The sequence below is a fragment of the Caballeronia temeraria genome (genome assembly GCF_001544795.2).
Lineage (GTDB): Bacteria > Pseudomonadota > Gammaproteobacteria > Burkholderiales > Burkholderiaceae > Caballeronia > Caballeronia temeraria.
In genome coordinates, this window is sequence record NZ_FCOI02000002.1 from 73,129 (window position 1) to 92,469 (window position 19,341).

Below are 19,341 nucleotides of genomic sequence, written 5' to 3' on the forward strand. Positions count from 1 at the left end.
CGCGCTGAAGCACTCGCTCACTACCGAACGCTTACTTCCAGAGCTTGCAGCGCGACTCCGCCTTCGTGCCGAACGCCTGATCGCCCGGAATCGTCGCGGTGATCTTGTAGTAGTCCCACGGCTCCTTCGATTCCGACGGCTTCTTCACTTCCATCAGGTACATGTCGTGGATCATCGAGCCGTCTTCGCGGATATAGCCCTTCGCGTAGAAGTCGTCGATCTTCGCCTTCTTGAGCTGCTCCATGACCTTGTCGCTGTCGGACGTGCCCGCGGCCTTCACCGCGTTCAGGTAGGTCGTGACGGCCGAGTAATCCGCGGCCTGCAGGCTGCCCGGCATCTTCTTCATCTTGCCGAAGTAGCGCTTCGCCCACGCGCGCGTCTTGTCGTCCTTGTTCCAGTACCAGCTATCCGTCGCCACCAGTCCTTGCGTCGTTTCGAGGCCGAGCGAGTGGATATCGGAGATGAAGATCAGCAGCGCGGCGATTTTCATCGACTTGGTGATGCCGAATTCCTTCGCGGCCTTGATCGAGTTGATCGTGTCGCCGCCCGCGTTCGCGAGGCCGAGCACCTGCGCCTTCGAGCCCTGCGCCTGCAACAGGAACGACGAGAAGTCCGACGCCGACAGCGGATGACGCACTTCGCCGAGCACCTGGCCGCCGTTTGCCTTCACGACATCGGCGGTATTCTTTTCGAGCGCCTTGCCGAACGCGTAATCGGCGGTCAGGAAGTACCACGTCTTGCCGCCCTGCTTGGTCACCGCGGAACCGGTGCCTTTCGCGAGCGCCATCGTGTCGTACGCGTAGTGCACCGTGTACGGCGAGCATTGCTCGTTGGTCAGGTTGTCCGCGCCCGCGCCGATGTTGATGTACGGCGTCTTCTTCTCCGCCGCGACCTGCGCGGTCGAGAGCGCCGTCGCCGAATTCGTTCCGCCGATGATCACGTTCACGCCGTCACGGTCGATCCATTCGCGCGCGCGCGACGCCGCGATATCCGCCTTGTTCTGGTGATCCGCATAGACGAGTTCGATCGGCTTGCCGTTCACTTTGCCGCCGAAGTCCGCGATCGCCATGCGGATCGCTTCGAGACCGCCCTGGCCATCGATATCCGCATAAAGGCCCGACATGTCGGTGACGAAGCCGATCTTCACGGTGTTGCTGTCGGCGGCGTTGGCGCTCGTGCTCATCACCGCCACACTCGCCGCCGCAGCCGCAAAGCACAGAGTAGAGAGGCGCGCGAGGGTCTTCTTTTTCATTCCAGTCTCCATGAGTTTTGATTTGATGCGGTGTTACTGGTGTTGCCCTTCTCAACCTGCCGTGTTGCGCGCGGCTCAGACGCCGAGCAGTTCGTGCAGCACCGGCATCTTCGCTTCGAGTTCCCCCGCGCCGAAATGCTCGACGATATTCCCGTGCTCCATCACGTAAAAGCGGTCCGCGAGCGGCGCCGCGAAACGAAAATTCTGTTCGACCATGACGATCGTGTAGCCGCGCGACTTCAGCATGAGGATCATGCGCGCGAGTGTCTGCACGATGACCGGCGCGAGACCTTCCGAGATTTCATCGAGCAGAAGCAGATTGGCGCCCGTGCGCAGAATGCGCGCGACGGCCAGCATCTGCTGTTCGCCGCCCGACAGACGCGTGCCTTGCGACGCGCGGCGCTCTTTCAGGTTCGGGAACATCGAATAGAGTTCGTCGAGCGACATCGCGTCTTTTGCGCTGCCGATCATCGGCGGCAAAAGCAGATTTTCCTCGCAGGACAAGCTCGAAAAAATGCCGCGCTCCTCCGGACAATAGCCGACCCCGTAATGCGCGATCTTGTGTGTAGCAAGGCCGATGGTTTCGTGTCCCGCGACGCGAATCGACCCCGTCCTTCGACCGGTCAAACCCATGATGGCGCGCAGCGTGGTCGTGCGGCCCGCGCCGTTGCGGCCGAGCAGCGTGACCACTTCGCCGCGGTTCACCTTGAGGTCCACGCCGTGCAGGATGTGCGATTCCCCGTACCACGCCTGCAGGCCCGAAATTTCCAGCGCAGGCACATTGCCCGCAGCGCCGTTCGCCTCGCGCGAGCGGCGCTCCTCCACAATCGTACTCATGCATGCGCTCCGGTGAGCGCCGCATCGGCGCTGCCCATGTAGGCTTCCATCACGAGCGGATTCTTCGACACTTCCGCGTAGCTGCCCTCGGCCAGCACCTCGCCGCGCTGAAGCACGGTGATGGTGTCGGAAATGCCCGCGATCACGTTCATGTTGTGTTCGACCATCAGGATCGTGCGGCCCGCCGATACTTTTTTGATCAGCGCCGTCACGCGGTCGACGTCCTCGTGGCCCATGCCTTGCGTCGGTTCGTCGAGGAGCATGAGCTCCGGCTCCATCGACAACGTGGTCGCGATCTCCAGCGCGCGCTTGCGCCCGTACGAAAGTTCGACGGTTTTCGTATCGGCGAAATCGGTCAGGCCGACTTGCGTCAGCAGATCCATCGCCCGGTCGTTGAGTGCATCGAGAGAACGTTCGCTGCGCCAGAAATGGAACGACGTGCCCAGTTGCCGCTGCAAGCCGATGCGCACGTTCTGCAGCACGGTCAAATGCGGAAACACGGCGGAAATCTGAAACGAGCGGATGATGCCGCGCCGCGCGATATGCGCCGGCCGCTCGCGCGTGATGTCCGTGCCATTGAAAACGATTTGGCCCGCAGTGGGCTCGAGAAATTTGGTGAGCAGGTTGAAGCAGGTGGTCTTGCCTGCGCCGTTCGGTCCGATCAGCGCATGGATCGAACCGCGGCGAACGCGCAGGTTCACGCCATTCACGGCCGTGAAGCCTTTGAATTCCTTCGTGAGTCCTCGCGTTTCAAGAATGGTGTCGCCGAGAATCATGTCCCCTTCCATGCGAAGTGAGACGCTTGGCAAACTCCGTTCGCCTGCGCCTTATTTTTTCTTTCCGCGCGCACCCGAACGTTGTCTCCATTCCGGTACTGCTTGCCTCGCGCGCCGCTGTTGCGGCCGCACAAAGCGTGCACGTGGCATGCCGAGCATCACTAATTCCGGGGCCATTGTCGCGCCAATGATGCAGCGCAATCATTGGGATTTGCACTTACTAACGATTTGCTTGGAGTGCCGTCGCATGCACGCAATAAGGGCATGAGAGCGCTTATTCCGCCCGCCTATAAGCATTCATCGATGCAGCGTCATGCGCGCGCCATCCGCATGTCATCTCAACATGTGAGGCGCGCGATTCATCCGCCGGTCATGCGAGCGCCGTCGCGATCACTTCCTGCGCTTCGAGGCCGCGCCGGTCTTCGCGGATCATGTCGCTCGCGCGCTCGGCGATCATGAGCGTCGGCGAGTTCGTGTTGCCCGATGTGATCGTCGGCATCACCGATGCATCGACGACACGCAGGCCGCGCACGCCGATCACGCGCAGGCGGCTGTCGACGACCGCGCCCGGATCGTTGTCCGTGCCCATGCGGCACGTGCCGACCGGATGAAAGATCGTCGTGCCGATACTGCCCGCCGCTTCGACGAGTTCTTCCTGCGTCTGGAACTGGATGCCCGGAAGAATCTCTTCGGGCGCGTATTGCGCGAGCGCGGGCGCGCCGGCGATGCGCCGAGTGAGCCGCAACGAATTCGCGGCGACTTCGCGATCGCGTTCCGTCGAGAGATAGTTCGGTGCGATGAGCGGCGCCGCATGCGCATCCGGCGATTCGATATGCACGCTGCCGCGCGATGTCGGCCGCAAGTTGCACACGGATGCGGTGAACGCGTTGAACGCATGCAGCGGCTCGCCGAAGCGTTCGAGCGACAGCGGCTGAACGTGATATTCGACATCGGCGCGCGTGATCGATGCATCGTCGGGATTGGACTTTGCGAATGCGCCGAGTTGCGATGGGGCCATCGACATCGGGCCGCTTCGCAGCAGCGCGTATTGCATGCCGATGAACAGCTTGCCCCACCAGTGCGCGGACAAGGTGTTGAGCGTGCGCACGCCGTTCACTTTGTACGCCATGCGCAATTGCAAGTGGTCCTGCAGATTTTCGCCGACGCCGCGCAGGCTCTTTATGACGTCGATGCCTAAACGCTGCAGACGCGCGCCATTGCCGATGCCCGAGAGTTCCAGTATCTGCGGTGAATTCACCGCGCCCGCGCTGAGTATCACTTCGTCACGCGCGCGCGCGATGTAATCCACATCGCCGCCGCGATATTCCACGCCGACGCAACGCGTGCCTTCGAACACGAGACGTTGCGTGTGCGCGCCGGTGATCGTCGTGAGATTCGGGCGCTTCATCGCTTCGCGCAAGAAAGCCTTCGCCGCGTTCCAGCGGATGCCGCCGCGCTGGTTCACATCGAAATATCCGACGCCCGTGTTGTCGCCGCGATTGAAGTCGTCGGTGGCGGGAATGCCGGTTTGCTGCGCGGCCCGCGCGAAGGTTTCGAGTATCTTCCACTTGAGGCGCTGCTTCTCGACGCGCCATTCACCGCCCGCGCCGTGCCATTCGTTCGCGCCCGCGTGATGGTCTTCGCTGCGTTTGAATATCGGCAACACCGAATCCCATGACCAGTTCGGATCGCCGCTGATATGCGCCCAATCGTCATAGTCCTCGCGCTGGCCGCGCATGTAGATCATGCCGTTGATCGACGAGCATCCGCCTAGCACTCTTCCGCGTGGGTAGGACAGTTTTCGGCCGTTCAGGCCGGGCTCCGGTTGCGTCTTGTAAAGCCAGTCCGTGCGGGGATTGCCTATGCAGTACAGATAGCCGACGGGGATGTGAATCCAGTGATAGTCGTCCTTGCCGCCCGCTTCCAGCAGCAGAACGTTCACGTTCGGGTCCTCCGTCAGGCGGTTTGCAAGCACGCAGCCAGCCGTGCCCGCGCCCACCACGATGTAGTCGAATTCGCCTTCGAGCTTGCGGGCGGTTTGTTTCATCGGGGTTTGTCTCCTTCTTTCTTGCTTTGTGCTTTTGTGTATGGCCTGTCGTCGTGTCGGTCTATTCGCGCTGCCCCTATGCGGGGCGGCAGTCACTTTCTTTGCTGCTGCAAAGAAAGTAACCAAAGAAAGCAGCTTCTCAGGCCCGCGGTCACACGCACGTTGGGTAGTTCTCTCGTCCACCGTGGCTCTCGCCTAAAGAGTGCCCTCATAGGCCCCATCCGGCCTGGATCGCGCACGGTCCGTCACATCGCGCCGCATTTCTGACTGGTTCAGCTCCAAACTGCTCCGCCCCTGCGCTTCGCGCGGGCGTTCGGTCCACTTTTCCTAGAGTACTTCTGCTTCGGTTTCTCTTTCCAATCAGATATGTTCAATTGGGATATAAGAAGCTTTAATATCAGGCGATGGACTACACCCTCCTCCGCGCCTTTCTCACCGTCGCCCGCGAAGGCAATCTCACGCGTGCCGCCGCTCAGCTGCATCTCACGCAACCAGCCGTCAGCCTCCAGATCAAAAACCTCCAGGAAATGCTCGGCGTCGTCCTCTTCTCGCGGACCTCACACGGGCTCCTCCTCACCCGCGACGGCGAAGCGCTCCTTCCTCACGCCGAACGCGCCCTCGTCGCCGCCGCCGACGTTCAACGTGCCGCCGCTGCATTGCGGCACGAAGTCAGCGGGACACTGCGCATCGGTACGATTCTCGATCCCGAATTTCTCCGGCTCGGCGGCTTTCTGCGGCAACTCGTCGAAACGCATCCGCGCATCGAGACCTCTTTGCGGCACGGTATGTCAGGCTGGGTGCTCGAGCGCGTCAGGGCGCGTGATCTCGATGTCGGCTATTACATCGGCGATCCAGCCATCGACGGCACCCGCGACGGCGAACGGTTTCACGTCGTCAAGCTCACGCCGTTTCTCTATCGCGTGCTCGCGCCGGCCGGCTGGCATCATCGGGTCAATAAAGGCAAGCGCAACTGGGCCGCGCTCGCCAAGCTGCCGTGGATCTGGACGCCGCCCGAATCCGCGCACAACCGGCTCCTGTCGCGCATCTTTCGCGAAGCAGGCGCAATGCCGGTGATCGTCGCCGAAGTGGATCAGGAACCGTCGATGCTCGATCTCGTGAAATCAGGCGTCGGTCTCTCGCTCGCGCGCGATTCGATCGCGCTCGCGCAAGCCCATGCGCACGCGCTGACCATCGTCGATGGCGTCACCGTGCCGACACAGTTGTCCTTCGTCGCGCTCGCGGAACGTCGCGAAGAACCGGCGATCGCCGCAGCGCTGCGGCTGATCGACGCGCAATGGGCCGTCTGAGGGCAAATCCCGACCTCGCGCGCAAGGACATTCAAGCGTCCTTCATCGATCGTCTGCTAGTCTGAGTGCTCTTTTTTTACATTCAACCGTGTTCTAGGAGTCTTCATGGCACGCAACATCGAAATCAAGGCGCGCGCGCATCAATTCGAGCAGTTGAGGGAACGCGCAGCCGCGCTCGCCCCCGACGCGCCGCTGGTTTTTCGCCAGCAAGACTTCTTCTACGACGTGCCCACCGGCCGCCTCAAGCTGCGCCAGTTCGACGACGGCACGCCGTCCGAGCTGATCTTCTATCAGCGCGACGACCGCGACGGCCCGAAAGTCTCGTATTACTCGCGCAGTCCTGTGACGAATCCCGAAGCCATGCACGCGCTGCTCGCGCAGGCGCTGACGACGCGCGGCATCGTTTCGAAGGAACGGCATGTATTTCTCGTCGGGCGCACGCGGATTCACCTCGACCGCGTGGACGGCCTCGGCGATTTCATCGAGCTGGAAGTGGTGCTCGGACAGGACGACGACGAAGCCGGCGGCGAAGAGGAAGCGCACGCCATGTTCGCGCGCCTCGGCGTGGCGCAGACGGATCTCGTGCCGCTCGCCTACGTGGATCTGCTCAGTCCCGAGGCGTCGTCGGCGAGGTGAGACAGCGGCAGCGGGCCGTTGCGCTTGAACGTCGTCAACACGATGTTCGAGCGCACGCTGTCGACGCCCGGCACGCGCATCAGCTTTTTCATCACGAAACCCGACAGCGCGTTCAGATCCGGGGCGACAATGCGCAATAAATAGTCGGCGTCGCCCACGGTTGCGTGGCATTCGAGCACTTCGGGCAGCATTTCGATCTGCTGCTGAAACTGCTCGATGATCGAATCGCCATGATGCTTCAGCTTCAGGCTCGTGAACGCCGTCACCCCGAGGCCGAGCTTTTCCGGCCGCAAGACCACCCGATATCCTTCGATCACGCCCGTCGCTTCAAGCCGCTGCAGACGCCGCCCGATCTGCGATGGCGAGAGCGGCACCTGCTCGCCCAGTTGCTGATGCGTGGCACGCCCGAAGCGCTGAAGCACGTCGAGCAGGGCGAGGTCGAAATGATCGAGTTCGAGCATGAGGCGGATATGCGCAAAAGCCGTGGTGAATGCGACTTTAGCGCAATCGCGAGTGCGCACTCACAAACCCCTCGCGCGAGAGGGCCGTTTTGCGCGTATTTTTCGAATGACTTACAGCAGCAAACAACGTAACGCACGTGTTACCAATCATGACATCGCGAAAGGTGAGATTTCGCGCGCAATCCCGTCAAATCGATATAAACGCAAGCATTCGAACAGCTAAAAGAAAGCTCGATCGTCAGTTACCTTTCAGTCTCGGCAACCATTCCTGAATCGATCGTAAGCTTCCCAGGCGGCGCGGGCTTCGTCGTCCAGCTGCTCAGGCGGCAGGCCGGACTGACGCTGTACAATCAGCAGCGCATAGGGCCTGGACAATGCGCTCGCCTCCTTGCAGAGGCTGAGTTCGTCGCCGCTAGACGGGGAGCGGCCGCGCCAGTAATTGATCGCGGCTTCGAGTTCGTTGATCGAGATGACAGCCATGTCCGGGCAGAAATACATTCGGTGTACGGCCGCTCGCGGCTTCAGGAACAGGGCCGCGCACGCCGCATGAAATGTGAGTTTTGAACCGGCTCGAGCCCGCGCCGCACCGTCGCGCATGTAAGCATGCCACCGGCGGCCCCGCCCGCTTGAGCTCAACCCATTGTACTTGAGCGACTCCATGCGAATCCTTCTGATCGAAGACGACCGCCCCATCGCGCGCGGCATTCAAAGCAGCCTCGAACAATCCGGCTTCACGGTCGACATGGTGCACGACGGCATCTTCGCCGAACAGGCGCTCGCGCAGAACCGCCACGAGCTCGTCATTCTCGATCTCGGCTTGCCCGGCATCGACGGCATGACGCTGCTCTCGCGTTTCCGCCAGAGCAATCGTCATACGCCGGTGATCATTCTCACCGCGCGCGACGAACTGCACGACCGCGTGCAAGGCCTGAACAGCGGCGCCGACGACTACATGCTGAAGCCCTTCGAGCCGCAGGAGCTCGAAGCGCGTATCCGCGCGGTCATGCGCCGCAGCGGCCCGCACGGCGACGTGCCGCGCCCCGAAGTGTCGCTGGGCGGCCTGCGTCTGTCGGGCGTCGATCGCCGCATCTTCAACGACGAACGTCCGCTCGAACTCTCGCCGCGCGAATTCGCGGTGCTCGAAATGCTGCTGCTGCGCCACGGCCGCGTCGTGAGCAAGGCGCAGTTGCAGGATCATCTGACGCACTTCGGCGGCGATCTCGGCGATACGGCCATCGAAGTCTATGTGCATCGCGTGCGCAAAAAGCTCGAGAACACGCGCGTGGAAATCGTGACGGTGCGCGGCTTCGGCTATCTGCTTCAGGAGATCCGGCAGGCGGCCTAACGCTTCTGCCGTCCACCGCCTTGCGATTTCCCACCCGCCGCGCGGGCGATCAGCGTTTCGCCCGCGAAGACTGGCTCGATCTGGCGCGATCGAAAGCCACCAAGACGCCGGCGCCGCCGAGTCTGCGGCGCACGCTGCTGCGCCGTCTCGCCGCGCCGTTGTCCCTGCTCGCGCTGATGTCCGGCCTCATGGCCTATTGGCTCGCGTGGCAATACACGCAGCATGTCGTCGACCGCTCGCTCGCGGATCTCGCCACCGCCATCTCCAAGCAGATTCAGCTCGCGGGCGTCGATGCGCCCGTCACCGTGCCGCCGCTCGCCCAGGCGATGTTCTCCGATCCCGTCGAGCAGCTCATCTACCGCATCAGCACCGGCGACGACGAAATCGCCGGCGAACCCGACCTGCCGCTCACCGGCACCAACGTCCGGCGCATTCACTACGCGTACGTCTTCGAGACGCACTTTCAGGGCGTCTCCGTGCGCGCGGCGCAAGTGCGCGTGCCGCAGCCGACCGGCAATCCGATCGTCGTCGAAGTGGCGCAGCGCGTCGGTTCGCGATATCGGATCGCGGTGGAGTTCCTCATCGCGATCATGATGCCGCTTCTGTTGCTGCTGCTCGCGGGATGGGTGATCGTGTGGCGCGTCGTGAATCAGCAGCTGAACCCGCTCACCGATCTCGCCGACGCGCTCAATCAGCAGACGCACATCTCGCTCGAACCCGTCGACGAAACGTATGTGCCCGGCGAAATCCGCCCGCTCACGAGCGCGATGAACGCCCTGCTCGTGCGCCTGCAAACCGCGCTCGACGCGCAGCGCAAATTCATCGCCGATGCCGCGCATCAACTGCGCACGCCGCTCACCGCGGTCAAGCTGCACGCCGAGCAGGCGCTCAGCTCGCGCGATCCGGCGAAGGCGGTCGAGGCGGTGAAGGAACTGCGGGCATCGGCGGATCGTGCGGTGCGCTTGTCGAATCAGTTGCTGTCGCTCGCACGCGCCGAGCCGGGCGAACAGGCGGCGCGTTTCGCCGATTTCGATCTCGCCGCGCTCGCCTTCGAAACCGGTGCGGAATGGGTGCCGCGCGCACTAGCGGCGCGCGTCGATCTCGGTTTCCAGCGCCTCGACGATCCCGAGAACGAGCATCCGCTGATCGTGCGCGGCAATGTCGTGCTCGCGCGCGAAGTGCTCGCCAATCTGATCGACAACGCGCTCAAGTACATTCCGCCGTTCCGCATCGAAGGCGCGCGCATCACGATGTCGGTCACGGAATGGACCGATGCGAACGGCCGCCGCTTCGGCGAAGTCGTCGTGGAAGACAACGGCCCGGGCGTGCCGCCGGATCAGCAGCCGGATCTCTTCAAGCGCTTTTTCCGCGGCGACGGACAAAGCGTGGAAGGCGGCGCGGGTCTCGGACTCGCGATCGTTCACGACATCCTGGCGCTGCACGGCGGCACCGTGCATTACGAAGATGCACCTGGCGGCGGCGCGCGCTTCATCGTGCGCATGCCGCTCAAGGACGAAAAACCGGCTGCGGAATGAAAAAGAGCCACGATCGCTTTCTTCGACCGTGGCTCTTTCCGAAACGTCGTGCGGCTTACTTCTTCTTTTTCTCTTTTTCTGCCTTCACCGCGAGCATGGTGCCGCGGCATTTCTTCGCGCCGCACCGGCATTCGTATTCTTTCTTGAGCTTCTTCGTGATGCGGCCTTCGATGACGAGACCGTAGTCGTAGTTCAGCTCTTCGTCCGCCTCGATGTCGCGCAGCGCGTGAATGAAGACGCGCCCTTCGACTTCCTCGGCCTCGCAATTCGGCGCGCACGAATGGTTGATGTACTTCGCGCTGTTGCCCTCGATCTTGCCGTCGATCACGCGGCCGTCGTCGAGTGCGAAGTAGAACGTGTGATTCGGCTCGTCCGGATTGTGCGGATGGCGACGCAGCGCTTCCTTCCACGAAATGCGCTCGCCCTTGTATTCCATCACCTGCTCGCCCGCGGCGATCGGTTTCACTGCAAACACGCCTTTGCCGTGCACGCCGGAGCGGCGAACGGTGACCCTGCGTGAACTCATCGAACGAATCCTTAAATAACGCTTCGCTCCCGCGCGATCGGGATGAACATCGGGATGAAAAAAAACGCGGTGGCTTCGATGCCGCCGCGTTCGCCCGGTTGAACCTTCGTGTTCAACACACCGGTATCCTACACTTTCAGCACGCGAATGCTCAACTGTCCAGGGGATACGAACCAAGTTTCAGCGCTGGCCGATTGTGATCTCGCCGAAGAGGTTCTTCTGGTCGCGCGGCTGCGAGCGCCAGTACTGCGGCGGCGCCGCGACGGTCGCGCCCAGCTCGGCGGCCGCGTGCCACGGCCAGCGCGGATCGTAGAGCATCGCGCGCGCCATCGCGACGTAATCCGCCTTGCCGCTCGCCACGATTTCCTCCGCTTCCTTCGCCTCCGTGATCAGGCCGACGGCCACGGTGGTCACGCCGGTCGCTTCCTTCACGGCCTGCGCGAACGGCACCTGATAGCCCGACGACAGCGGAATCTTCTGCAGCGGCGAAACGCCGCCCGACGAGACATCGACCCAGTCGACGCCGCGCTTCTTCAACTCCGACGCGAACGCGATCGTGTCTTCGATGCCCCATCCGCCTTCGACCCAGTCGGTCGCCGAGACGCGCACGCCGACTGGCTTGTCGGCGGGAAACGCGGCGCGCACGGCATCGAAAATCTCGAGCGGATAACGCATGCGATTGTCGAGCGAGCCGCCGTATTCGTCGGTGCGCTGATTGGCGATCGGCGACAGGAACTGATGCAGCAGATAGCCATGCGCGCAATGCACCTCGATGCCGTCGATACCGAGCCGCGCAGCCCGCTTCGCCGACGCGACGAACGCTTCCTTCACGCGAATGAGGCCGGCCGCATCGAGCGCGAGCGGCGGCGTTTCTTCGGGCTTGTGCGCAATGGCGGACGGCGCGTAGGTCATCCATCCGCCATCGGCGACGGAAATCAGCGCTCCGCCTTCCCACGGCTTGTGGCTCGACGCCTTGCGGCCCGCGTGCGACAACTGCATGGTCACCGCGATCTTCGAATACTGGCGGATCGCGGCGAGCACGGGCCGCAGCGCGGCTTCGGTGGCGTCGTCCCAAAGGCCGAGGTCGCCCGGCGTGATGCGTCCGTCGGGCTCGACGGCCGTCGCCTCGATGAACAGCATGCCCGCGCCCGACAACGCGAGCTGGCCCAGATGAATCATGTGCCACGCCGTGGCCTCGCCGCGCTCGGCGGAGTACTGGCACATCGGCGACACAAAAATGCGATTCGGGAGTTCGAGACTGCGTAGGCTCGTGGGAGTGAACAGCGCGCTCATGGCGATGACTCGTTGCGGGACAAGGAGCGATCGAGAATAGCACCGCACCTCACGACGCGCAGAAACGCCGATGGTTCATACCATCACACGTTCAGCGCGCGTTCATCGAAAAGCCGTCGAGCCATTCGCCGAACATCGCGCGGGCGGCGCGTTCGAGATTCGCGCCGTGACGCGCGGTTTCCTCGCGCAGCGCGGCGACGGTCGTGCCGCTTCTGACGATATCGCCGGGATACGTGACGAGCCAGCTTTCGAAGCGCTCCGTGAGCACTTCCGGATGGCATTGCAGCGCGAGCACGTGCTCGCCCCAGGTGAACGCCTGATGCGCGCACAGGTCCGTGGAGGCGAGCAGCGTCGCGTCTTTGGGGAGATCGAAGGTATCGCCGTGCCAATGGAAGACGGGCACGGGCGCGCCGTCGGCTTCGAGATGCCGCAGCGCGGACGCGCGCCCCGCGTCGGTGAGCGTGAGCGGCGACCAGCCCAGTTCGAGCTTGCCCGACGAATAGACGCGCGCGCCGAGCGCCCGCGCGATCAGCTGCGAGCCGAGACAGATGCCGATGGTCGGCAAGCCCGCCGCGATGCGCTTTTCGAGCATGGAAAGCAGCGGCGCGAGATGCGGATAATGCGCATCCTCGTGAGCGCCGATCGGCCCACCGAGCACGACGAGCAAGGAAGGATCGAGCGGATTGGGCGCATCGATGCGGCCGCGCCCGACGTCGAGATAGCGCACCAGATGGCCGCGATCGCCGAGCACGTGTTCGAGGCTGCCCAGATCTTCGAAATAGACGTGGCGAATCGCCAGGACTTCATGTTTCATCGGCGGCTTTCCGTAGGTCGACTGCGCGTGGCTCGGAACGATGTTGTGACGAGCCGCGCCTCGCGGTGAGGCGCGACGGGCACAGTCTAACCGACTCGCCGCGGCCCCACAGCGCCGGATGACGCCAACTGGCTTCTACCCCGTCTGCCCGGATCAGGCGACCTGGGCGAAGACCTTCCAGCTCTTCTTCTGCGTCGCGAGGTCGGCTTCTTCGTATACCGAACAGTCGAGACGCAGATCCGTGTCCGCCATGTCGATCTGAAGAAGCGCGCAGTGATGCGGCGTCTTCTTCGGATTCTTGCTCGCTTCGAAATGCGAGCACGACAGACACATGCGGTGCGCCGGAATCTGCTGCTGCGATTCGAGCTGACGGATGGTCTTGAGCAGCGTGCGATAGAACGCGACCTGCTCGTCCTCGCGCAGCGTGCCGACCGCCTTGGCGAGGAAGTCCGGCCATTGCAGCGCCTTCTTCGCCGCCGTGCGGCCGCGAGCCGTCAGACGGACCGCGAGCGCGCGGCCGTCGTCGAGCGCGCGACGCTTTTCGACGAGACCCTTGCCTTCGAGCGTGCTCACCGCATCGCTCGTGGTGGCGGCGGTCAATGCCGTTTCTCGCGCGATCTCGCCGAGCCGCATCGGCCCCTTGCGCTGCATCAGCAGAACGAGAATTTCACCCTGGGTCGGCGTCAGCCCCGCGCCTTCCGCCCATTCCCATGCCTGGCTGCGCATCGCGGTGCTCAGCCTCAGCAGGCCGTGGGTCACCCGCCCCGTCGCCTGCTCTCCGTAAACGCCTTCACTCATAATCTTTCGCTTGTTGTTCCGCTTATGTGTTTCGACGGCATGTTCGCGCCGATTGCCGCGAACACCTCGTTCTCGACGCTGCCCGCAAAAAAGTACTCCGAACCCGTTGCGAGCTGCGCTTCGTTCAAGGTCCCCGCCGTCTCAAAATTCAGGCGTGCCAAGCCAATTAGCGGTGCCTGATTGGGGACATTGCAACCCTCTTCGTTATGCGCCTTCTTATGGTCCTGCTCGTGGCGCTGTTTTCCTGCCGACTATAACGCTATGCCAGCAAAGTCGCCATTCTAAGCGACATAGAACAAACGTACACCTTAATTATCTATGCAGAACTGTGGATAACCCGTGGAAAAGCGTCTTCTTTGATTGCGGGCGTATTCTCGATAACACTCGGCACCCCTTTGGAAGCCTTCCGTTATGCAGAACTTCGTGTCGCGAGGCGTGAGAAAGTCACAGGGTTATCATCGCTCTAGTACGTTGAGTCTGCACCGCTTTTTGACGTTTTCCACAGAGCCGACAAGACTTGTTCACGACTATTACGAACGTATACGGATTGTTCGAAGCAAACCTTAGAACCATCGAATCGGTTCTTCTTCAAACGTTGCCGCGAGCGCATTATTCCCGTTGCCCGTCATGCATGTGTTTCATACGGACCCACGATAAAGGCCGCTTCGAAATGCTTCGAAGCGGCCTTTTGTCATGATTCGCTGATGCGTGTCAGCGAGCGAAACCCTTCATCGGCGCCATTGCAGACATTGCTGCCTGACCGCCTCGTGCAGCGACTTCTCCTTGTCCACCACGCCGCGCAACCAGGTCGCATCGTTCACGCCGCGCGCGATCTCGGCCACTTCCGCGAGCGCGGCTTGCGAGCCGAGCGCTTCGGCGTGCGGCGCGAGCACGTCGAGCGTCGCGAGAATGTCCTCGCCGATGGTCCGCCGCTCGCCCGTCTGCGGATGGATGCAGGTGCCTTCCAGCCCAAAGCGGCACGCCTCGAAGCGGTTGAACGTGTACACGAGGTAGTCGTCCTCGCGCGGCGTGAGCGGCTTGTCGAGCAGCAGATAGCGCGACAGCGTCTGGATGTAGCTCGCGATCGCCGCGGCCTTGTCGACGGACAACGGCGTGTCCATCACGCGCACTTCGATCGTTCCGAAGCCGGGCTTCGGCCGGATATCCCAGTAGAAGTCCTTCATGCTGTTGACGACGCCCGTGTTGACCATCTTCGAGAAGTACTCCTCGAAGCTGTCCCAGGTCAGTACGAAGGGCGCGCGCCCCGACAGCGGAAAAGCGAATACCGAATTCAGACGCGCCGAGTGGAATCCCGTGTCGACGCCCTGGATGTACGGCGACGAAGCCGAAAGCGCAATGAAATGCGGGATATAGCGCGACATCGAATGCAGCAGGAAGAGCGCGCTGTTCGGATCAGGACAGCCGATATGGACGTGCTGCCCGAACACGGTGAACTGCTTGGCAAGGTATCCGTACAGCTCGGAAATGTACTGAAAGCGCGGCGCGTCGTAGATCTGGCGGTCGCTCCATTGCTGAAACGCGTGCGTGCCGCCGCCGGCCAGCCCGACGTTGAGCTGGTCCGCCGCCGCGACGAGCACGTCGCGAATCTTGCGAAGATCGGTGACGGCCTGCTCGTGCGTCGTGCAGATGCCGGTCGACAGCTCGATCATGCTTTCGGTGATTTCCGGCGTGATATTGCCCGGGATCTTTTCGTCCTTGATGAGACGCATCAGATCCGATGCGGCGCGGGTCAGATCGTAGTCGTGCGTATTGACGACCTGGATCTCCAGCTCGACGCCGAACGTAAACGGTTCGGAGTTGATGAAAGGTTCGAGTGCCATGACGCCTCTTGAATGATCAATGCTTGAGCAGGACGGGCGCGCTTACTCGCGCCGCTCGCCCACGGCCGACAGGCTACGGTACACCAGGAAAGGCGACACGATTTGCAGCACGACGATCGAGCACATGACGATCGCGCGCAGTGTCGGATCGTAGTCCGGATAGAGCACGTACATGTCGTCGACGAGGAGATAGGCGAGCGCGGACATCGGCGAGAGCGCGACACCGAGCGCCGCGCCCTGCTTCCAGTTCAGGCCGCTCGGCTTCGCGAAAATCAGCACGCCGACCAGCTTGCCGATGAAACGCGCAACGATCAGCCCGATCGCCGCAACGCCGCCGAGCGCGATGTCGCGCCAGTGAAACGATGTCAGCGTCAGCGCAAACAGAATGACCGTGAGCAGCCATCCGGCCGAGCCGAAATGCGACGGCCAGAGCTGCGGGCGTTCATCGGCGTTCTTCACGATGATGCCCGCCGCGAGCAGCGCGAGAATCGTCGACAGCTTGAAGATGTGCGCGACCGCGATCGCCAGCAGCACGAGTCCGAAAAGCGCGACGAACGAATGCTCGTCGTTCGCGGGCAGGCGCCGCACCAGCATGTTGCAGGCGCGCGCGAGCAGGAACGCGAGCACGAGCGAGCCGATCAGCAGATAAAACGGCTGAAGGATCGTCGCGAACGCGTTGCCGTAAATTTCCTGATGCAGCACGCCGGCCGCGAGCTTTTCGACGACCACCGCGTACATGCTGTTCAACGCCGTCAGCGTCAGAAGGCGCTGCGTGACCTGGCCTTCCGCGCGCAGTTCGGTCTTCAGCTGAATGACCATTGCGGGCGACGTGGCCATCGCGATGGACGCGATCACGACCGACGGCATCGTCGGCACGTTGAGCAGCGTCAGCGCGATCAGCACGAGGCCGAACGTGAGCGTCGATTCCGCGATGCTCGACAGCACCAGATACGGATTGCGGCGGATCCAGCGCAAATCGAGCCGTCCGCCCAGTTCGAAGAGCAGCAGGCCGAGCGCGACATCGAGCAGCGGCCGCGACAGGCCGCCCGCGCTCGCGTCGATGACGCCGAGACCCGCGTTGCCGGCGATCAGCCCGATCACCGCGAAACCGGTGATGCGCGGCAGGCGCCACGCGCGCCATAGCAGCTCTCCGGCGAGTCCCGCGGTGACGAGCGCGAGACCGGCCCAGAAAATGGCATCGGGTTCGAGCGGCCAGGCGGGCAAAAATGAAAATGCCGAATTCATCGTATGGGCTTCTCCTTCGTTGCTGCAGCAGAGCGTGCACGTTCCGTTGCGTGACTCGCATCGGCGGCGCGCGCTCGCGGGCGAGGCGCATCCGCCTGGCTAGGCGAGCGTTGGTTCATTCAGGCGAATCGAAATGCGAACGAACACGGCGTCACGGCAGAACCGTGCACGAATTAGACGACGCGTCCGGCAGGCTGCGGGGCGCCTCGCATACCCTCAATGTCGCACCGGATATCTCCAATCCGTGTGACATGGGCGATGTATGCGGCGCCCGCTCGAATGCCGGGCCGGACACAGCAAACGACGATGCGGCTTCGTTGATCAGATTCTTGGCTCGCAACCATCGTTCCATTGAAGCGGACGCCATCTCGAAAATGGCGCGACGCAGGAAGAAGCGCGATTGTGCCATACCTCGGTTCCCCTGACAGAAAGTCCAAGCTCCTGATTCTTATGAAGTAAAAGCGACTGGCGCGCTCTAGCCCGGTTGGCAAGGCTGACCGGTTGCCTGTCTCGTAGCATTCCGGCATCGCGTTTACGGCTGGCCGATGACCTCGCCTTCAGGTGTTTACAGGTTTACTGTATATAAACGTAGTAGTGGTTAACAAAGCAACGTCTTTTCTGTGGATAACACCGCTTTTGTCTTTCCATTCAATCGTTTGGAAAAAGCAGAAGCGGGTCGTAAACATGTTGGCGCATCGCGGTCAACCCGGAACAACTTTTGGCCGCGTAAACCGGATGCCCGAGTTGTCCCGTTTACGTGCACAACGCGTTCACACGAGTTTCGCCGGCAATTCGACGCGTTATCCACAGCCCGCCGGGGACAACTAAGCCGCGACGATTTCGCCGTGACGCAATGCCTTCAGCAAAAAGCGGGCTGGATCGATGGCTTCGGCGAGTTCGCGCTCGATCGGCCACGGTTCGCCTTCGATCTGCGACGCGATCAGTTCAGCCGCGAGCGTCGCCCAAACGAGTCCGCGCGAACCGAACGCGAACGCGCCGTAGAGACCCGGCGTGCGCGGCAGATCGAGCGGCCACGCGCCCGAGAGCTGACGCGCGTCGCGGCGCGCGGCGTTTTCATCGGCGAGCTGGCCGATCATCGGCATGCGATCGCTCGTCACGCACCGGAACGCGACGCGGCCCGCGCGCACATCGGCCGGCACGCGCGAGAGATCCGGCAACATGCCCGCGACGCGTTCGATATTCTCCGCGTGCCCGGCTTCGCGAATCTCACGATCGGGATCGTCGATGTCGTATGTCGCGCCGATGAGCGTGCCGTCCGCGCCAAGCGGCACCGCGTAGCCTTCGCCGATCACCGGCATGCGCAACGGATCGAGCGCGCTTCGGTCGAGCAGCGTGAGCTGGCCGCGCACGCTGCGAGTCGGTTCGCCATACAAACCGGCGAGCCGCGCGGCGTCATGCGCGTTCGCCAGCACGACGACGGGCGCGCGCGCGATCACATCGCCGCTCGCGTCGAACGCGCGCCAGATGCGGCCATCGTGTTCAATGCGCGCCACTTCGGTGTTCATGCGCGGCGTGATCCGGGCCGAAGCATCGGCGATTTGCGCCGCGCATACGGCGGCGGGCGAGATCGCACCGCCGCGCGGAAAGAACCAGCCGCCGCGCGCGACATCGACGCCCGCGATGCGCGATGCGTCGGCGCGTGTCATCGGCTGCACGTAATCCGATGGATACGCGAAGCGCGCGATGGCGGCGGCGAGCGCGTCGGCGTCATCGGCGGTATCGGCGATCTGGAGCAAGCCCGCGCCGCTGCGATGCAAGTCGTGATTCGCGTCTTCGAGCGCGCGCCATCGGCGTAACGCGTAGAGAAATCCGGCGCGCGTGAGACGGGCGGCGACGCTGTCGTCGCGCCAGACGATCGGATGAAACACGCCCGCCGGATTGCCCGATGCATCGCGCGCGCAAAGCGCGTGGCGATCGATCAGCGTGACGTGCCAGCCGCGCCCGGCGAGCCGCGAACTCACGGCGCAGCCCGCGAGTCCCGCGCCGATGACGATCGCCTCGCGCGCGCTCGCTTCGCAAGGCAGCGGCGGGTCGTGGCGGCGCACGCGCCAGCGCGGCGCGAAGCGTGCAACGAGCCGCGATTCCGTTGCGTCCGGCAAGCATTCGAATCCCGACGATGCCAGCGCGCGTCGCAACATCGGATGAAGGTCTGGAGACGCGTTCGCGCAGACGGTTGCATCCTCGGCGGCGAAACGCGCGAGCGTCTTGCACAGCTTGCGCGGATCGCCGGACGCTTCGACGTGGAACGCATCCGCGCGCAGCCAGAGCTTCGCGAGCGTGTCTTGAATGTCTTCGCCGATGGCGAGCGTCAGCACGACGCGGCCTTCATCGAACTCCAGCCGATGAACGCCCGCGACGCGCATCGGCCAGGCGCGCGCGAGTTCGGCGGCGAGCGGCGATGCGTCATCGAGAGAAGGCGGATCGTTCAGCGCATTTAACCGCGCGATAGCAACGACATGAAGACGGCCGCAACGTGCATCGTCGTCGCGCCAGCGTTGCCAAAGCGGCAGAAAGGCGCTGAACGTCGTATCGACGAAAGTGAAGATGCGTTCATGCCGCCAGCGCGCAGGAAGATCGCGCGGCGCGAAAAACAGGGACTCGGTCATG

At 63.0% G+C, this 19,341-nt stretch carries 17 protein-coding genes; 4 read left to right on the forward strand and 13 right to left on the reverse strand.

All coding sequences use genetic code 11. The features are described 5' to 3' along the window. Positions 1–31 precede the first annotated feature (31 nt). From AWB76_RS02785 to AWB76_RS02800, 4 genes are all read right to left on the reverse strand, one after another. On the reverse strand, positions 32–1,252 hold the full coding sequence (locus tag AWB76_RS02785; RefSeq protein WP_061158616.1) for an ABC transporter substrate-binding protein: 1,221 nt from the start codon (positions 1,250–1,252) through the stop codon (positions 32–34). 75 nt (positions 1,253–1,327) lie between these two features. Beyond that, the gene (locus AWB76_RS02790; RefSeq protein ID WP_061158617.1) at positions 1,328–2,089 is read right to left on the reverse strand and encodes an ABC transporter ATP-binding protein; all 762 of its coding nucleotides are present in this window, start codon (positions 2,087–2,089) and stop codon (positions 1,328–1,330) included. After that, complete coding sequence (locus AWB76_RS02795; RefSeq protein ID WP_008352429.1) at positions 2,086–2,865, reverse strand: ABC transporter ATP-binding protein; 780 nt, start codon at positions 2,863–2,865, stop codon at positions 2,086–2,088. The genes AWB76_RS02790 and AWB76_RS02795 overlap by 4 nt, the downstream gene beginning before the upstream one ends. Positions 2,866–3,235: 370 nt before the next feature. Beyond that, on the reverse strand, positions 3,236–4,912 hold the full coding sequence (locus tag AWB76_RS02800; RefSeq protein WP_061158618.1) for a GMC family oxidoreductase: 1,677 nt from the start codon (positions 4,910–4,912) through the stop codon (positions 3,236–3,238). Between the two features lie 404 nt (positions 4,913–5,316). On the opposite strand from AWB76_RS02800, the gene AWB76_RS02805 reads away from it, so the two are divergent. Both AWB76_RS02805 and AWB76_RS02810 read left to right on the forward strand, forming a co-directional pair. After that, positions 5,317–6,219 carry a LysR family transcriptional regulator gene (locus AWB76_RS02805; protein ID WP_061158619.1) on the forward strand — a complete coding sequence of 301 codons (903 nt, stop codon included), beginning with the start codon at positions 5,317–5,319 and terminating at the stop codon, positions 6,217–6,219. Between the two features lie 105 nt (positions 6,220–6,324). Beyond that, on the forward strand, positions 6,325–6,855 hold the full coding sequence (locus tag AWB76_RS02810) for a class IV adenylate cyclase (protein WP_061158620.1): 531 nt from the start codon (positions 6,325–6,327) through the stop codon (positions 6,853–6,855). On the opposite strand, the gene AWB76_RS02815 is transcribed toward AWB76_RS02810, so the two are convergent. Together AWB76_RS02815 and AWB76_RS02820 are read right to left on the reverse strand one after the other, a co-directional pair. Continuing rightward, positions 6,813–7,316: an Lrp/AsnC family transcriptional regulator gene (locus AWB76_RS02815; protein WP_061158621.1), complete on the reverse strand. Its 504-nt coding sequence runs from the start codon at positions 7,314–7,316 to the stop codon at positions 6,813–6,815. The two genes, AWB76_RS02810 and AWB76_RS02815, sit on opposite strands and share 43 nt — an antisense overlap. 249 nt (positions 7,317–7,565) lie before the next feature. Next, positions 7,566–7,796, reverse strand: coding sequence for a DUF3717 domain-containing protein (locus tag AWB76_RS02820; protein ID WP_061158983.1), 231 nt, complete (start codon positions 7,794–7,796; stop codon positions 7,566–7,568). 178 nt (positions 7,797–7,974) lie between these two features. Here AWB76_RS02820 and AWB76_RS02825 point away from each other — a divergent pair, with 178 nt between their 5' ends. Then, complete coding sequence (locus AWB76_RS02825) at positions 7,975–8,661, forward strand: response regulator transcription factor (RefSeq protein ID WP_014192702.1); 687 nt, start codon at positions 7,975–7,977, stop codon at positions 8,659–8,661. Positions 8,662–8,741: 80 nt separating this feature from the next. Beyond that, positions 8,742–10,196: a sensor histidine kinase gene (locus AWB76_RS02830; protein ID WP_061158984.1), complete on the forward strand. Its 1,455-nt coding sequence runs from the start codon at positions 8,742–8,744 to the stop codon at positions 10,194–10,196. 55 nt (positions 10,197–10,251) lie between these two features. Here AWB76_RS02830 and AWB76_RS02835 read toward each other — a convergent pair whose 3' ends face one another. The 7 genes from AWB76_RS02835 to mnmC all read right to left on the reverse strand — a co-directional run bounded on the left by AWB76_RS02835 (position 10,252) and on the right by mnmC (position 19,340). Further along, positions 10,252–10,722: an SET domain-containing protein gene (locus tag AWB76_RS02835; protein ID WP_061158622.1), complete on the reverse strand. Its 471-nt coding sequence runs from the start codon at positions 10,720–10,722 to the stop codon at positions 10,252–10,254. Between the two features lie 180 nt (positions 10,723–10,902). Further along, positions 10,903–12,015 (reverse strand): NADH:flavin oxidoreductase/NADH oxidase, encoded by a 1,113-nt coding sequence (locus AWB76_RS02840; protein ID WP_061158623.1) that lies wholly within the window; start codon positions 12,013–12,015, stop codon positions 10,903–10,905. Between the two features lie 91 nt (positions 12,016–12,106). Next, entirely contained in the window at positions 12,107–12,829 is a 723-nt protein-coding gene (locus AWB76_RS02845; RefSeq protein ID WP_061158624.1) for a glutamine amidotransferase, read from the reverse strand. A 153-nt stretch (positions 12,830–12,982) separates the two neighbouring features. Further along, positions 12,983–13,627, reverse strand: coding sequence for a MarR family winged helix-turn-helix transcriptional regulator (locus AWB76_RS02850; protein ID WP_061132508.1), 645 nt, complete (start codon positions 13,625–13,627; stop codon positions 12,983–12,985). A 728-nt stretch (positions 13,628–14,355) separates the two neighbouring features. After that, positions 14,356–15,468 (reverse strand): YbdK family carboxylate-amine ligase, encoded by a 1,113-nt coding sequence (locus AWB76_RS02855; protein ID WP_061158625.1) that lies wholly within the window; start codon positions 15,466–15,468, stop codon positions 14,356–14,358. A 42-nt stretch (positions 15,469–15,510) separates the two neighbouring features. After that, positions 15,511–16,713: a cation:proton antiporter gene (locus AWB76_RS02860; protein ID WP_061158626.1), complete on the reverse strand. Its 1,203-nt coding sequence runs from the start codon at positions 16,711–16,713 to the stop codon at positions 15,511–15,513. Between the two features lie 824 nt (positions 16,714–17,537). Continuing rightward, the gene (mnmC, locus tag AWB76_RS02865; protein WP_061158627.1) at positions 17,538–19,340 is read right to left on the reverse strand and encodes a bifunctional tRNA (5-methylaminomethyl-2-thiouridine)(34)-methyltransferase MnmC2/FAD-dependent 5-carboxymethylaminomethyl-2-thiouridine(34) oxidoreductase MnmC1; all 1,803 of its coding nucleotides are present in this window, start codon (positions 19,338–19,340) and stop codon (positions 17,538–17,540) included. Position 19,341 lies beyond the last annotated feature (1 nt).